The sequence below is a fragment of the Paenibacillus sp. H1-7 genome, assembly GCF_022354825.1.
Lineage (GTDB): Bacteria > Bacillota > Bacilli > Paenibacillales > NBRC-103111 > Paenibacillus_S.
Genome location: NZ_CP031168.1, coordinates 3163706 through 3179163, shown reverse-complemented (window position 1 = coordinate 3179163; position 15458 = coordinate 3163706). Strand labels below are relative to the sequence as shown.

Genomic DNA, 15458 nt, shown 5'->3' with positions numbered 1-15458 from the left:
AGCCCTCACCGACTATGCAGTTTTTTTCTGCGAAAAGCATATACACCCAATAAAACGATAGGAAGCATAATAGCAAAAGTAGCTATGAAAGGCATCCACGCTTCTTTATCGTACTCAATCGAATGAACGACATTGGGATGGATAACTATTGAGGATATAACCATATATATGCCGAGAGGGTGCAGCATGAACCTGTAATCCTTGACCTGCAGCGTTTGGGCTAGTCCGACTACCGCAGCATATATATAGAACGTCATTTTTATGAATATCGTTATAAACCACATAAAAGCCATGACAGCTTCTATGCGCTTGACAAAATTGCCGATATTGATTTTTTTGGCTAAATTATAGCTAGGATACATTTGCCTTTCCGTAATATCCGCCCCTAGCACCAAGATTGTCAACGATACAACAATGATCATAAGTAATCCGGCAATGAATATTCCGATATAGAATGCCTTGCTTGCATTATGGGGCCGGTGTACGGATACGGGGAAAATCATCAGCAGCACAATCGTCGGCATGGAAAAAACACTAGCAAAACGAACAGCACCTGACATAATCGGATGCCAGCCGTTCTCAAGAATGGGTTTCACGTTATGAAAATCAAGCAGAGGGGTAATAAACAAAACCAGCAAAATGAACAAAAACAGAAACCATGGGAACAAAAATTCTGCAGTACGAGCCACCGTCTCCAGCCCAAGACGGAGCGCGCCCAATACTAAACAAGCAAATAAAATATGCACGGCTACAGCCGGTGTCTCAGGCATGATTTGCGTAGTTAAAAAATCTCCAATGATATACAGAAGCTCAGAGCCTGTGAAAAAACTCATGAAAATAAAGGTCAATGAAACAGCTTTCCCCAACCATTTGCCGAGCAGCTTTTCACACTTTTGAACAAGAGTCAGCTGCGGATACATATTGCCTAACGCTATGATAAGCGCGGTAATCAACAAACTTATAGCGACACCCGCAATGGCAGCGAGCCATGCATCCTCTTTGGCAATGGCCGCTAACGGGGCAGGCGTTATTAATATGGATGTGCCTATGCAGTACAGAGTTACTATAATATAGAATTGACGTGAACTTAGTTTCGTATCTCCTACCATTAGCAACTCTCCCCTTCTCATGTTCATCTGCTGGCCTCTGTCCTATAATATCTTATCGATCCAGTCGCTTACCGGTCTATACAAGATCATGATGCCATCAGCCGGATTCGGAATTTGTACGTGCAGAATCATAGCAATACTTATCGCCGTGCCTGTACCAAGCAATGTCCAAAATATGACGATCTCTTTTTTTTGATTTTTTTTAAGAAGAGAAGGCAATTCCACCACTGCCATTAAACCGGAAACAGCCACCATGGACAAAATTTTCCACCACATAAGCAAGCTACTCCTTTATTTTGTTTTGCAGCGGTTCTCCGATCGTTCCGAGTCTCTTAATGGTGACTTCTACATCCAGATGCACAGGGAGTTGTTGGAAATAACGATCCCAATGCTGCTCAATTTTATCCCAATAAGAAGGATAGTTGAGATGGAATGAGCTGCCGAAACCGAAAATATCGCTGTTCAATTTTTGAGCTTTTTTTATGGATGAACGACTGTTCATTCTCATTTTATCCTCTATCTTTTTTTCAAGCTCATCGATGGTACCGCTTTTAGTTACATCGATTTTGCATTCGACATCGCTGATATTTGCCTCGCTTCGTGTTTTTAATCGCATTGCCGGTTTGCCGTCCTTAACCTCAGGATTCATCGTCGTTTTGGAGCGGATAATTTCAACTCCCAGCTTACCTCCTTGCGGACAAGCCACCTCAATGACCGTGCTTTGCAATTTATCGGTAATGTCGCTATACCCTTTACTTTCATATTCATCCAGCCAACCGACGAGCTTATCTTTCTTGAACACTGCCAAGCCTGTATACTGGACCTTGGTTGGCAAATCGATTCGCTCCACATTGCTTTTGAGCTTGCCCTCTTCTTTATTTCCGACAATCTCGATACCGGTCAGTACAGGATTTTTGCCATTACTGACAAGATCTCTTATCAGCTCATCCAAAGTAACGGAGACGGACGGCGCCCATGTTTTCTGAGAAACTTCAATGGAGTTAAACATTTTATTCGCAGGTATTTTCTCCAGCATGGTATAGATGCTCAGCAAATCTCTGGCCATTGCTCCTCTGGCAACGGCAAAATAAAAGTCAGTACGCAGCTCATGGTCTCTCGATATAAAATCCAGCAAATTGGAAATTCCGGCTTTGGCCGCCTCTTCGCCAATCAAGAACATCCTTACATGAGCAAAATAGGCTTTACGGGGAGTCATCGTAGTCATTCTCCGGATTGCTTCAAAAACCGTATCACCTGTAGCGTGATAAATGGTAACCGGCGCCCTGCCGCTGGTACCCCCTTTAAGCGGGGCGACTTCGGCAGGCATAACAACCTGAATGGTGACTTCATACCGATCGCCGATTTTGTCTATCCCCATCCCGACAACAATGGCCAGATCGTTCAATTCCCTGCGATTCCAACAGCCTGTCAGAAGCACCATCGTAAGCAGGCAAACGGCCACTCTCCGAATCACGTATCCAGTCCCCTTTCCTTTGTTATTCGCGACCTTTCGGATCGGTCTTGCTCATGTTTTGGCGGATGACGTTCTTTTGATTAATCAGCCTCGGACGGGAAAGCATGAACCATTGTGGAAAGCGAAATATCGCATCCTTTTGATCGTCGATAATCAAGGGAGCGAATGGACTCATATAGGGAACCCCAAACGTCCGTAAGCTTGTTAAGTGAAGCACGATGCCAATCAGCCCTACGATGATACCTACCAAACCGAAAGATGCGGCAAGTCCCATTAAAGGAAACCGAAGCATCCGGAAGGAACTGGCTAAGCTATAAGACGGGAATACGAAGCTTGCGATCGCCGTCGTCGATACGACTATTACCATGGCGGCCGATACGATTCCCGCTTCGACAGCAGCCTGACCGATAACCAATGTACCGACAACCGAGACGGCAGGTCCGATGGTTCTAGGCATTCGCAGCCCGGCTTCCCTTAAAATTTCAAATGCCACTTCCATCATTATCGCTTCAATAAATGCAGGAAAAGGAACTCCTTCCCGTTGGGCAGCCAAGCCGATGAGGAGCTCTGTCGGCAGCATTTCTTGATGAAATGTCGTTATCGCAACGTATAAGGACGGACCAAGCAGTGCAATAAAGACGCCGACGTATCGTAATATACGTACAAGCGAGCTGATATCAAAGCGATGATAATAGTCCTCCGCCGAGTGCAAGAAAGAAACGAATAACGCAGGGACGACAAGAACGACGGGAGTTCCGTCGACGAGAATCACTACTTTCCCTTCAACCAGCTCGGCCGCGACAACATCGGGACGTTCGGTATTATAGATGGTAGGGAACGGAGTATACGTCTTGTCCTGAATCAATTCTTCTATATAACCGCTCTCCAGGATGCTGTCGATATCAATGCGGGCAAGACGGGTGCGCACTTCTTCCACGATTTTGTCATTGGCAATGCCGTTGATGTACATGATTGCGACATCGGTTTTCGTAAGCCGGCCAATTTGCTGCGTCTCCAGCCAAAGATTCGGGTCTTTGATTTTACGCCGAATTAATGCGGTGTTCGTTCTTAAAGTCTCTGAGAACGACTCTCGAGGGCCTCTTACCACAGATTCCTTGGAGGTTTCCGTGACACCCCGATCTTTCCATCCCTTGGTGCCTGCATTGATCGCTACGCTATTGCCGTCCAGTAAAATAATCGTGTCTCCGGACAAAATGGAATGGAGCATCGTATCATAATCCGTAACCTCCAAGATATCTCCAATCGTGAGAGCCTTGCTCTTAATCACCTGAAGAGCATAAGCCGATCGGGATAGCTCTGCGTCCAGCTCCGCTGTTTTTACTTCCAGCATGAGAGTTTCCATGATAAAATCATTGATTACCGATTTATCAGCCAATCCTTCTGTAAAAATAATTCCCATTCTGAGTACGCCATTCTGGCCTATTCGTGTTTCCCTAATAATAATATCCGTACTATGCCCTATACTTTTTCTGACATAATCCAAATTCTCATCCAGACTTGCCTTTATTAACGGCTTCGCGGTTGAGGCTGGATTCATATTGCCGGCAACCGTGCCAGGCATTGGCTTAGCCCCTCGGTTAAGCAGCTTTTTCAATAGTTTCATATCGTTATCTCCCGGCTAGGATGTTCACTCTCCATTATTGCCCTGGCAGTGTATTCCAAAACAAAAAGCACCCTTTGTTTATAGGTTTATTTGCAACCCGTAAACAGATGGCGCTTTTTTCATGAACGTCATAGGATGGTGTTAAACTTGCCCGTTAAAAGAAAATAAAAAACGCCGAATCCCGTAAGATTCGACGTAACCTTTGGTCGTAATTTCCCTCCGTATTGAACATTCGCTAATAGTAACCGATAAATCTACTTATTGGACGGAGGTGAACTTGTTCAGCTTTATCGCAAGGCATCGTTTAAGGTATCGTTATCCCATCTCACAGTGCCCGATAAAGATGAACAAACATTCACTTATCGTCATCATACGTAGTATCGGCAGACTTTCACGACACTTTATGCTCGATTCTCAGCTTATCCGCCACCATCGCGATAAATTCGCTATTCGTCGGCTTTGCTTTCGATATATTAATCGTGTAACCGAACAAGTGGGAGATGCTGTCGATGTTGCCGCGGGTCCAGGCGACTTCAATCGCGTGGCGAATGGCGCGTTCGACGCGGCTCGGGGTTGTTTTGTATTTTTCGGCGATAGCAGGGTATAACGTTTTGGTGATGGCGCCCAGAATCTCGATGTTGTTATATACCATCGTGATGGCTTCACGAAGATATTGATATCCTTTAATATGTGCCGGAACGCCGATTTCATGAATGATGGTCGTAATGTTAGCGTCCAAATTTTTGGTTTTCGGCAGCTGAACTACATTCGCCTTTGGAGAGGAATGCGACGACGTTACGGAGCTCGTTTGGTTATTGGAAACAAGCTGACGAATCCGGTTCGTCAATATTTCCATATCAAACGGTTTTAGAATGTAATACGATGCGCCGAGCTGAACCGCCTTTTGGGTAATGTTCTCCTGACCGAAAGCGGTAAGCATAATAATTTTCGGCTGAGGATTCAAATCCATTTCGCGGAGCTTCTCCAATACGCCGAGTCCGTCCAAGTGCGGCATAATAATATCGAGAATTAACACATCCGGTACTTGATCAGCCTGCTCAATCAAACGAAGAACATCGTTGCCGTTATATGCAACACCCGATACATGCATGTCTTCTTGTTCGTCGATAAATTCGGAAAGTAAATTCGTGAATTCGCGATTGTCATCAGCCAATAATACTTCGATCATTTGCAACGTAACATCCTCCTTCAAATGGCGACAAATAAGATTAGCATTTTTTACCTAAGTATATTTTCGACAGCGATAATAAAATTCCTTCTGTCGAAAATTATTTTTCTAGATTTTTTTTAAAATATAAATTATAATAATTATTTTACTTCAAATAAGTACATTATTCGACAAAAGCTTGAACGAGCCTGAAAAAGAAAAACCAAGAGCCTCTAGCTCGCTCTCGGTTCGGCATTCTTAGTATTTCGCAGCATAATTCCCGCATCATGAAGCATCCACTCAATAAAGCATCCATAGCCGCTGGTCGGGTCATTGACGAAGACATGAGTTACGGCTCCAATGACTTTTCCGTTTTGAACAATCGGACTGCCGCTCATCCCCTGCACAATGCCGCCTGTTTTATCAAGCAGCCGTTGATCGGTAATCTTGATAACCATCCCTTTGGTTGCCGGGAAATCCTGCTTGGCTACGTGGATCACTTCGATATCGAACTTCTCGACTTTTTGCCCGTTGACGACGGTATAGATTTGCGCCGGTCCTTCTTTGACTTCCTCAGCGAACGCTACAGGCAGCGCTTCTTTGATTAGTCCGTGATCAGGCAGCTCCGTCATTTTGCCGAAAATCCCGAAGGACGTATTTTTCTCGATATTCCCCAATACTTTGCTTTCCTTGGAAAATTGAGCCCGCTTCTCGCCCGGTTCGCCATTCTGGCTTTTCGAAATAGATGTGACATTGGAATGGACGATCTCGCCTGAGCCAACTACGATTGGAGTCTGCGTATCCATATCGGTTATGACATGACCCAATGCCCCATAAACGCCTTGATCCGGCGCGTAAAAAGTCAGCGTCCCAACTCCTGCCGCGGAGTCTCTAATATAGAGGCCAAGCCGGTACGCTTTGTCTACGATGTCGTAGGCAGGGTGAATTTGTACGTCAACCAGTTCGTTGTTTCTTTGCACTGTCAAGGTTAGCGGCTTCTTGCTCTGTCCCGCTTCGGCTGCAAGCTCGGAAACCTTGGCAATTTCCTTCAGGGGTTTGCCGTTAATCTTGACGATCAAATCGCCCAGCTGAATTTTTGCGTCTTCGCCCGGAGAAATTTTTTTATCTTCCGTTACCGATACTAAATGATGACCGACAACCAATACGCCTGCCGATTTCAGCTTCACTCCGATGGTTTGCCCTCCGGGAATGACCTTCAAATCGGGTACTACATTCACTTTGACCGTCTTCAGAGGAATTTTACCGAAAAGCTTCAGTTTCATCTCGGCTTGTCCCGCTTTATACGATTCCAGCGATATCGGCTTATGCAGATCTACCTGAAATGAGTGCTTGGTGGAGCCATTGACTTTCAATATTTCCGGATCGTTAACCGTAACTTGCGCACTTACCGGCATGGCTAGCTGCAAGCTGGTCTGTTGTCCGGTAAAGAGCCGAAGCTCTTCAGGAAATGAGGCAAAGCTTTGGAAGGGCGTGGATAAGCTACCCAGACAAACGAAGAAGACGAGCATTAATCCAATCATTCTTTTTCTTTGGTTGGAACTCACGGTGTCACGCTCCCTTGCTTCCTTCGCTTGGCGGCTGTGGTGAACCGCCGCTTGTGTAACTATAAGTTAACCCTGCGCCCACCCTTTTATAACTGAAAATGATGCCACGCCAGTCGGCTTACATCCTTGATTTCTTGTCAAATGCCAAATCGATCATTTCTTGAGCATGCTCCAAAGTTTTGTCCGTTACCTCAACACCGCCCAGCATCCGCGCTAATTCATGAATGCGTCCTTCTAATGTAAGATCGTCAACGCGCGTAAAGGTGCGCTCTCCGACCGTTTCCTTATGGATTCTATAATGTGCGTCAGCCATGCAGGCTACCTGAGGCAGGTGGGTAATCGAGAATACTTGACAGCTGCGGGACAGCTTGGACATTTTCTCCGCAATCGCTTGGGCCGCGCGCCCGCTGACCCCCGTATCCACTTCGTCGAAGACGAGGACCGGAATTTGATCCACTCTGGCGAAAATGGACTTCAAAGCCAGCATGATTCTGGAGATCTCACCGCCGGAGGCGATTTTGCTCATGCTGCGCAGCGGCTCTCCGGGATTGGCGGAAATGAGGAACTCGACTTCATCTGCGCCTTCCATTGTAAGATGGTCTTCACGGTATGTAATTTGAACCTTGAACTGCGTTTTCTCCATATGGAGCTCACGAAGCTCCACTACAATTTCATGTGCCAGCCGCTCCGCAACCGATTGACGCCGGTCCGACAAGCGCTGCGCAAGCTGAAGCGCGTGTTGCAGAGCCTGCTGTTCCTTCTTCTGCAGCTCCTGCAGCTTCTCATCCTTATTCTCGATCAGATCGAGCTCCCGGGTTACTTTGTCCAAATACACTAAAATATCGTCGACATTTTCACCATATTTGCGCCGCAGGGTTGCAATCGTATCCAGCCGCTGTTCTATGTAATCCAGTCTTGCAGGATTAAATTCGATTTCATCTCTATAGTCGCGGATTTGGTAAGCCGAATCCTCCAGCTGATAATACGCGCCTTGAGCTTGCTCGACCATTGCCTTCAGCTTGTCCGGATCCAGATTGGCGATGTCCTCGAGCTTCTGAATCGCTTTCCGAATCGCATCGAGACCTTTATTGCCGGTATACAGCAAATCGTATGCATCCGCCGCATGCTGATATAATTTTTCCGCATTGGCTAGTTTGCGCTTTTCTTCAAATAATAATTCATCCTCGCCGCTTTTTAATTGCGCAGAAGTGATCTCCTCGACCTGAAACCGGTATAAATCCAGCATTTGCAGTGATTTCTTGCTTGTTTCCTCAAGATCTCTCACGCTTTTGCGAATTTCCGTGTATTCTTGGAATGCAGCCTGGTATTCGTTCTTAGCCGATTCAATCTCTTCTTCACCGAACGTATCGAGCCAGCCAATATGCTCTTCAACTTGAAATAACGATTGATGCTCGTGCTGACCATGAATATTGGCGAGCCATTGACCGACTTCCTTCAGCCCGGACAAATTGATAAGCTGCCCGTTAATGCGGCTTGTGCTTTTGCCTTGGGCCGTAATCTCACGCCGGACGATCAGATGTCCTTCGGAATCAGCTTCGATTCCTAATTGCTCGAGGGAGTTCCATACCGGGTGCCCTTCTTCGATTTGGTACAGCGCTTCAATAAAAGCTTTATCGCTTCCGTATCGAACCAGATCGGCAGAGCCCCGCCCTCCTGCAATAAGGGTCAATGCATCAATAATAATCGATTTCCCTGCGCCGGTTTCCCCTGTCAGCACATGAAACCCTTTGCGAAAATTCAAATGCACCGATTCAATAACAGCTAAATTGCGTATTGTCATTTCAAGCAGCATCGCGATCTCTCCCGTTAACTTAACATGGATAAAATTTGATTGACTACTGTTGCGCTTTGTTCCTTGTTCCTGCAAATAATAAGAATGGTGTCGTCGCCGCAAATCGTCCCCATAATTTCCGGCCACTCAAGGCTGTCGAGCAAAGCGGCAATGGTGTTGGCGGTACCCGGAAGGCTTTTCATCACAACCTGATTTTCGGTATAGTCGATATGAACGAAATGATCGTTCAACGCTCTTTTCAGCCGATGCATCGGATTGTATCTTTGATCCGCCGGAACCGAATATTTGTAGCGGCCGTCGTCCAGCGGCACTTTGATAAGGTGAAGCTCCTTAATATCTCTGGATATGGTTGCCTGAGTCACTGGAAAGCCCGCGTTGCGCAGCTGCTCTACCAGCTCGTCCTGGGTTTCGATTTCGTTATTCGTGATGATTTCACGAATTTTGATGTGGCGTTGGCCTTTCATTATTTACCTCCTAAGAGTTTCCTGTAAGGAAACTTGCGTCGTAAGCATAAGCTGGGCTTTTCTGATAAGAAAAGCCGTCATCGTAAGCATAAGCTGAGTTTCCTGTAAGGAAACTTGCGTCGTAAGCATAAGCTGGGCTTTAACTCACTTCATCTTCGTCATGTTCCAAATCCACATGGAATACTATACATTGTACTTTATTTTGCTGCAGATCCAAATAAAGAACACCTGCAGTCTGAGGATACAGCAGCTGATAAATAAGCAGATGATCGCGCACGGCGCTTCCGGTCATTTCCAGTGGTTTGCGTTCCTTGGCCAGCTTGACAGCGTAATACAGCCCGTCCCGCTCGGCGAAATAATCGATAAACAGCCGGCTTTGCAGCTCCGCTTCGCCATCGACGGTAATATGCAAGGGTACTCGCTGCTTGCTTCCGGTAACGGTATAGCCTTCCGCCTCCAACAGACGGGTTGCATCATCTTCTGGAACTTCGGTGTATTCCGGCAGCGGGTGTATTCCTTGCTGTACCGTTTCCTTCAAACGCGTGCGTACGTATATAAAAAGCCAGGTTCCCAATACCAATAAAATGAGAAAGACAACGATTCCATCCCCGTTCTGCATGGCACCCTCACCTCAGCCTTAGTATTCGAGAAAACCGCGCCGATATCCTCCAAATAAAAGAAAAAAACTCATCATCCTGATGAGTTTTGCAGCTTTTGCGCTTCCGCCACCGCTTGGTCGATCCAGCGTTCCATCTCCTGCGCCGAAATGGGCGTTTCATCGGTATTGCAGCGGAAGTAAGCGAGAAACTCGACGTTGCCTTCCCCGCCCTTGATAGGAGAAAAGGTAAGACCTTTCAGCACGTAGCCGTTGTCGGTTGCGAACGTTAAGATCGTTTGCAGCACTTCCTTATGAACGGCAGGCTCCCGCACAACGCCTGTTTTGGGAACCTTCTCCCGCCCTGCTTCGAATTGCGGCTTGATTAATGCCACCACTTCTCCGTTCTCTACAAGAATATTCTTGAGCGGAGGCAAAATCAGCTTCAACGAAATGAACGACACGTCGATGGAAGCAAAAGATGGCTGCGGCCCCTTCAAATCGGACGGCTGCATAAACCGAAAGTTCGTCCGCTCCATTACATTGACACGCGAGTCGCTGCGCAGCGACCAGTCCAGCTGGTTGTATCCTACGTCAATCGCATACACATAGGAAGCCCCGTTTTGCAGCGCGCAATCGGTAAACCCGCCGGTAGACGCCCCGATATCGAGCATCGTCACACCGGTCAAATCAATCTCGAACAGCTTGAGCGCCTTCTCCAGCTTCAATCCGCCACGGCTGACATACGGGTGAACGGCTCCTTTAACGACGAGCTTCGCCGTTCTTGGAATCTTCGTCCCCGCCTTATCCATGGGCTCATCGTCTACCAGCACAAGCCCCGCCATGATGGATGCTTTGGCTTTCTCCCGCGATTCGAAAAAGCCTTGCTCTACAAGCAATATATCCAAACGTTCTTTATCTGCCGCCATTAGTTGTTGATCTCACTTTCCGTCCGTCAGGCACGCTGCCGTTTGCGCGGTACAAGCGCTTGAACCTCGGTCACGACACGTTCTACGGTAAGTCCGACCTCCGCACGCTGCTCCGGTACAGAGCCATGCTCTACGAAATAATCGGGAATACCGATAATTTTGACACGCATTCCATGAAGGTTATGATGGGAATAGAACTCAAGCACACCGCTGCCGAAGCCGCCTGCCTGGGCCCCTTCCTCCAATGTGATGATTGGAATGTTCTCCTTCGCCAGCTGAAGCAGCATCGCTTCATCCATAGGCTTGATGAACCTCGCGTTGACAACCCGAAGCTGGAAGCCATCTTTGCTTAGCAGCTCGGCTGCCTCCATAGCGACAGGAATCATCGGTCCAACCGCCAGTACGACGGCGCTGTCACCGTTTCTCAATACTTCCCACGACCCGATAGGAATCACCTTCATCGGCTCATCCATCGATACGCCGCGACCGCTAATGCGCGGATAGCGAACCGCAATCGGCCCGTCGTTGAACTCGACAGCTGTCTTGAGCATATGTCGAAGCTCGTTCTCATCCTTTGGCATCATCAAAGTCATGTTAGGAATGCTGCGCAGGAAGGCTATATCGTAAACGCCTTGATGCGTCTCGCCGTCGGGTCCGACAAAGCCGGCACGGTCGATAGCGAAAATCACATTCAGATCGGCTCGGCAAATATCGTGGACCACTTGATCATAAGCTCTTTGAAGGAACGTGGAATAGACTGCAAACACCGGCTTCATGCCTTCGCTTGCCAGCGCAGCGCACAAGGTGGCCGCATGTTGTTCGGCTATGCCTACGTCGAACATCCGGTTCGGGAATTCCTTGGCAAACTTCATCAAGCCGGAGCCGCCCGGCATGGCAGGCGTTACGGCGATCACACGCTGATCTTCCTTGGCCAGCTCGATGATCGAGTTACTGAACACATCTGTGTACATAGGCGGTCCCGCCGATTTCACCATTTTGCCCGACTCGATCTTGTATGGACTTGCGCCATGCCAAGCATGGGAGTCTTCTTCAGCTGGAGAATAGCCCTTACCCTTGAGGGTAAGCACGTGAACCATCACGGGGCCTTCCACCTTTTCCGCCTGCTTAAGCGTCTCCATCAGTACAGGCAAATTATTGCCGTCCACAGGACCAAGGTAAGTAAAGCCCAGCTCTTCGAACAGTACGCCGGACACCACCATATATTTCAGCGAATCTTTGAGCTTCTCCAGTGTTTTCGCCAGAGTGCCTCCGATCGCCGGAATCTTTTTAATCAAATATTCGACTTCTTCCTTCACTTTCACATAGTTCCGGTCGGAGCGAATTTTGCCCAAGTAGTTATGAAGCGCCCCTACATTAGGAGCGATGGACATTTCGTTGTCATTCAAAATAACCATCAGATTCTTCTTCTCATGGCCAATGTGATTCATAGCTTCCAAAGCCATACCGCCGGTCAAAGCGCCGTCGCCGATAATGGCAATGACACGGTTCGTTTCACCCTTCATATCGCGCGCAATCGCCATCCCCATCGCTGCGGATAACGATGTGCTGCTGTGACCCGCTTCCCATACGTCATGCTCGCTCTCGGAACGCTTGACAAAGCCGCACATTCCCTTATATTTACGCAGCGTATCGAACTTGTCCATGCGCCCCGTAAACATTTTGTGCACATACGATTGATGCCCCACGTCAAAAATGAATTTATCCTCGGGACTGTTAAACAAATAATGCAATGCAATTGTAAGCTCAACGACACCAAGGTTAGACGAGAGGTGACCGCCAGTAACGGATAGCTTCTCAACAAGAAACTGCCTTGTTTCCGCAGCCAACTGTTCCAGTTGCTCAATTGACAGTTGCTTCAAGTCTTTAGGCTGATTGATTTGTTCGAGCAGCATGCTTGTTCCCTCGCTTTCCTTGATAGATTTTGTCTGTAGCTGATGCCATGGGACCCCCGAAACATTGCTCAAATGATAATATAAAGCTTGCCGTTGCACTTCTTGCGGAACCTTTCATATCCCGGACCTTACTCCTTATTAACCGTTCCCATAGGTATTGCAGTCAATGGGCGGATCGTCTCATAATATTGAACCCATTATAACATACCCGCAAAGAAACGCTCAAACAGAAACCTTACGGCCCATAGGATATGACAAATTCACATGAAGCCTAGTCACTCGCTTGCTTCAATTAGTGATCGCGCTTCATCATGAAATCGGCAATTTGAAGGAGCCGATCCGGATTAGGGAATTTCGCATCCAAAATCGCCTGCTTGCCTTGTTCCGTCAATTGACTTACTTTCTCTCTCGAAGCGTCGATGCCGACGAAGTAAGGGTAAGTGACCTTCTGCTGCTTCTCGTCGCTCTTCACCGGCTTGCCCAGCTTCTCTTCGTCGCCGATCAGATCCAGAATATCGTCCTGAATTTGAAATGCCAGGCCGATCTGCGTTCCAAACCGCTCCAGCGCTTCCAGCTGCTTCGGCGTTGCGCCGGCAATATGCCCGCCTGCTTTTAAAGAGAACACGATCAAATCGCTAGTCTTGTGCAGATGAATATATTCGAGCTGCTCCAGACCTGTAATCCCTTGCTCTCCCAGCATATCCGCCGCCTGGCCGCCTACCATCCCGGTCGCTCCTGCCAGTCTGGAAAGATCTTCTACGATCTCGACGATTCTTTCCGCAGGAACATCATACGAGCGGTACGCCTGCACGATGGAATAAAACGCATGCGTGAGCAATCCGTCTCCTGCCAAAATAGCCATCGCTTCGCCGTATACTTTATGGTTCGTCAGCTTGCCGCGGCGGTAATCGTCGTTATCCATCGCCGGAAGGTCGTCATGAATCAGCGAGTACGTGTGAATCATCTCTACCGCGCAAGCGACGGGAAGAGCGTTCTCCGTGCTGCCGTTCAATGCTTCGACAGTCGCAAGCACCATAATAGGACGCAGCCTTTTGCCGCCGGCTAGTAATGAGTACATCATCGATTCCCGCAGCGGATCCGGAATATTCCAGATGCCGGGAAAAGATTCAGCCAGCTCCTCTTCGATCAATACCGCTTTTTGTTCCAGGTATTCCTTTATGGAAGGGCCTGTGATCATTTCATATCACCTTTCTCGTCGGTTGAAGGGTTGAAGGGCTTTTTGACCAGTCCACCCTCTTCTTCCATCAAAATCTCGATTTTGCGTTCAATCTGCTCCAGCTTTTGACCGCATAGCCTGGACAAATTCATGCCTTCCTGGAACAGCTCGATCGCTTGCTCCAAGGGCACGTCCCCGCTTTCCAGCTGCGCAACGATCTGCTCCAGCTTATCCATAGCCTGCTCGAAGCTAGGCGTCGTTTCCGGTTTTGTCATTTTGCTTCTCCTCCATTGACCACACATGACAATCCACTTGACCATCTGCCAGCCTTACTTTTACAACATCCCCAATTTGTATCTGATGAATGGATTTGATGAGTTGGCGCTCCGTTTCATCGTACACGAGGCTGTAGCCTCGCTGCATAATCTTGAGCGGACTAAGCGCATCCAAATGCCGGATCATCGAAGCCAGCTGCTGCTGCTTGCTCCTCCGCTGCTGCTGCATCGCCTGCTGAAGCTGACGGCCGGCCGCGTCGAGACGCTTCCTCGCATAGATCGTCTGCTCCTTCGGATTGAAGGCCGATAAATGCTTGTCGAGCCTCATCCGTTTCTCCTGGAGCTTCGCGACTTTGCGGCGCAACTGGAAAGCCAGCTGCTCCTTAGTACGGTCGAGACGCTCCATCGGTTGCACTAGCAGCTGCCTTCGCGGATTTAACAGCACCGGTGAGCGCTGTGTGCGCTTCAATCTGTCGCGGCTGCGCTGCAGCTGATTCGTCAAGCCGGCCTGCAGCTGCTGCCTCAAATAGGACAGCTGCTGCTTCAGCTCCAGATGGTGCGGAACCGCCAGCTCCGCTGCTGCCGTAGGTGTCGCCGCCCGGAGATCGGCGACGAAATCGGCGATCGTAAAGTCGGTCTCATGCCCGACCGCCGAAATAATCGGAATCGCCGACGCGAACATGGCCCGCGCTACCGCTTCCTCGTTAAACGCCCACAGCTCCTCCAAGGAACCGCCGCCGCGGCCCACTATAAGAACATCCACTTCGTTCCTCTCGTTCATGGCTTGAATCGCCTTGACGATTGAGGGCGCCGCCTGCGTCCCTTGAACCAGCACAGGGTAGAGCAGCACCGGAACGTTCGGATGACGGCGCTGCAGCGTGATCATAATGTCGCGCACGGCTGCGCCGGTCGGCGAAGTTATAACTCCGATCGCCCGCGGAAACCGGGGAATCGTTTTTTTCCTGGAGACGGCAAATAGCCCTTCGGAATCCAGCTTTTTTTTCAGCTGCTCAAAAGCCAAATATAGGCTGCCAATTCCGTCAGGCTGCATCTGTGTTACATAGAACTGATATTGTCCGTCCCGTTCATAGACGGAAATATTTCCGCAGGCAAGCACCTTGGTGCCTTCCCGCGGAATAAAGCCCAGCCTTTGGTTATGCGAGGCGAACATGATACTTTTCAGGCGGCTGTCGGAATCCTTCAATGTGAAATACATATGGCCGCTCGAATGATGCGTGAAGTTCGAGATTTCTCCGCGAACCCATACGTTTTGCAGCACATTGTCGCTTTCCAGCCGCATTTTGATATACCGGTTTAATTCCTTGATCGAAAATACCGTTTTTTGACTCATA

At 48.4% G+C, this 15458-nt stretch carries 14 protein-coding genes; all 14 read right to left on the bottom strand.

The features are described from left to right. Positions 1-5 precede the first annotated feature (5 nt). The 14 genes from DVH26_RS14025 to xseA all read right to left on the bottom strand — a co-directional run bounded on the left by DVH26_RS14025 (position 6) and on the right by xseA (position 15457). Positions 6-1109, bottom strand: a complete 1104-nt coding sequence (locus DVH26_RS14025) for a GerAB/ArcD/ProY family transporter (protein WP_239634299.1) — start codon at positions 1107-1109, stop codon at positions 6-8. Between the two features lie 42 nt (positions 1110-1151). After that, the gene (locus DVH26_RS14020; RefSeq protein ID WP_239634298.1) at positions 1152-1385 is read right to left on the bottom strand and encodes a hypothetical protein; all 234 of its coding nucleotides are present in this window, start codon (positions 1383-1385) and stop codon (positions 1152-1154) included. Positions 1386-1392: 7 nt separating this feature from the next. Continuing rightward, positions 1393-2583: a Ger(x)C family spore germination protein gene (locus DVH26_RS14015; protein WP_345774056.1), complete on the bottom strand. Its 1191-nt coding sequence runs from the start codon at positions 2581-2583 to the stop codon at positions 1393-1395. Positions 2584-2605: 22 nt separating this feature from the next. Then, positions 2606-4165, bottom strand: a complete 1560-nt coding sequence (locus DVH26_RS14010; protein WP_379453506.1) for a spore germination protein — start codon at positions 4163-4165, stop codon at positions 2606-2608. A 433-nt stretch (positions 4166-4598) separates the two neighbouring features. Beyond that, positions 4599-5402 (bottom strand): sporulation transcription factor Spo0A, encoded by an 804-nt coding sequence (gene spo0A, locus DVH26_RS14005; RefSeq protein ID WP_239634296.1) that lies wholly within the window; start codon positions 5400-5402, stop codon positions 4599-4601. 206 nt (positions 5403-5608) lie between these two features. Continuing rightward, positions 5609-6940 carry a SpoIVB peptidase gene (spoIVB, locus tag DVH26_RS14000; RefSeq protein WP_239634295.1) on the bottom strand — a complete coding sequence of 444 codons (1332 nt, stop codon included), beginning with the start codon at positions 6938-6940 and terminating at the stop codon, positions 5609-5611. A gap of 118 nt (positions 6941-7058) precedes the next feature. Then, entirely contained in the window at positions 7059-8753 is a 1695-nt protein-coding gene (gene recN, locus DVH26_RS13995; protein ID WP_239634294.1) for a DNA repair protein RecN, read from the bottom strand. Positions 8754-8767: 14 nt separating this feature from the next. Further along, a complete protein-coding gene (gene ahrC, locus DVH26_RS13990; protein ID WP_275590472.1) occupies positions 8768-9217 on the bottom strand; it encodes a transcriptional regulator AhrC/ArgR in 450 nt (149 codons plus the stop codon). A 139-nt stretch (positions 9218-9356) separates the two neighbouring features. Beyond that, a complete protein-coding gene (locus DVH26_RS13985) occupies positions 9357-9836 on the bottom strand; it encodes a hypothetical protein (protein WP_239634293.1) in 480 nt (159 codons plus the stop codon). Positions 9837-9907: 71 nt separating this feature from the next. Then, positions 9908-10741, bottom strand: coding sequence for a TlyA family RNA methyltransferase (locus tag DVH26_RS13980; protein ID WP_239634292.1), 834 nt, complete (start codon positions 10739-10741; stop codon positions 9908-9910). A 26-nt stretch (positions 10742-10767) separates the two neighbouring features. After that, positions 10768-12654, bottom strand: a complete 1887-nt coding sequence (gene dxs, locus DVH26_RS13975) for a 1-deoxy-D-xylulose-5-phosphate synthase (RefSeq protein ID WP_239634291.1) — start codon at positions 12652-12654, stop codon at positions 10768-10770. A 292-nt stretch (positions 12655-12946) separates the two neighbouring features. Further along, entirely contained in the window at positions 12947-13852 is a 906-nt protein-coding gene (locus DVH26_RS13970; RefSeq protein ID WP_239634290.1) for a polyprenyl synthetase family protein, read from the bottom strand. Beyond that, a complete protein-coding gene (gene xseB / locus DVH26_RS13965; protein WP_239634289.1) occupies positions 13849-14106 on the bottom strand; it encodes an exodeoxyribonuclease VII small subunit in 258 nt (85 codons plus the stop codon). The genes DVH26_RS13970 and xseB overlap by 4 nt, the downstream gene beginning before the upstream one ends. Continuing rightward, a complete protein-coding gene (xseA, locus tag DVH26_RS13960; protein WP_239634288.1) occupies positions 14081-15457 on the bottom strand; it encodes an exodeoxyribonuclease VII large subunit in 1377 nt (458 codons plus the stop codon). Before xseA ends, xseB begins: the two co-directional genes overlap by 26 nt. Position 15458 lies beyond the last annotated feature (1 nt).

Excerpts from the sequence above, each read along its gene's own strand:
- ahrC (WP_275590472.1), bottom strand. The coding sequence starts at position 9,217 with ATGAAAGGCCAACGCCACATCAAAATTCGTGAAATCATCACGAATAAC.
- xseB (WP_239634289.1), bottom strand. The coding sequence starts at position 14,106 with ATGACAAAACCGGAAACGACGCCTAGCTTCGAGCAGGCTATGGATAAG.
- DVH26_RS13970 (WP_239634290.1), bottom strand. The coding sequence starts at position 13,852 with ATGATCACAGGCCCTTCCATAAAGGAATACCTGGAACAAAAAGCGGTA.
- DVH26_RS14020 (WP_239634298.1), bottom strand. The coding sequence starts at position 1,385 with ATGTGGTGGAAAATTTTGTCCATGGTGGCTGTTTCCGGTTTAATGGCA.
- DVH26_RS13980 (WP_239634292.1), bottom strand. The coding sequence starts at position 10,741 with ATGGCGGCAGATAAAGAACGTTTGGATATATTGCTTGTAGAGCAAGGC.
- DVH26_RS14010 (WP_379453506.1), bottom strand. The coding sequence starts at position 4,165 with ATGCCTGGCACGGTTGCCGGCAATATGAATCCAGCCTCAACCGCGAAG.
- dxs (WP_239634291.1), bottom strand. The coding sequence starts at position 12,654 with ATGCTGCTCGAACAAATCAATCAGCCTAAAGACTTGAAGCAACTGTCA.
- DVH26_RS14025 (WP_239634299.1), bottom strand. The coding sequence starts at position 1,109 with ATGGTAGGAGATACGAAACTAAGTTCACGTCAATTCTATATTATAGTA.
- xseA (WP_239634288.1), bottom strand. The coding sequence starts at position 15,457 with ATGAGTCAAAAAACGGTATTTTCGATCAAGGAATTAAACCGGTATATC.
- DVH26_RS13985 (WP_239634293.1), bottom strand. The coding sequence starts at position 9,836 with ATGCAGAACGGGGATGGAATCGTTGTCTTTCTCATTTTATTGGTATTG.
- recN (WP_239634294.1), bottom strand. The coding sequence starts at position 8,753 with ATGCTGCTTGAAATGACAATACGCAATTTAGCTGTTATTGAATCGGTG.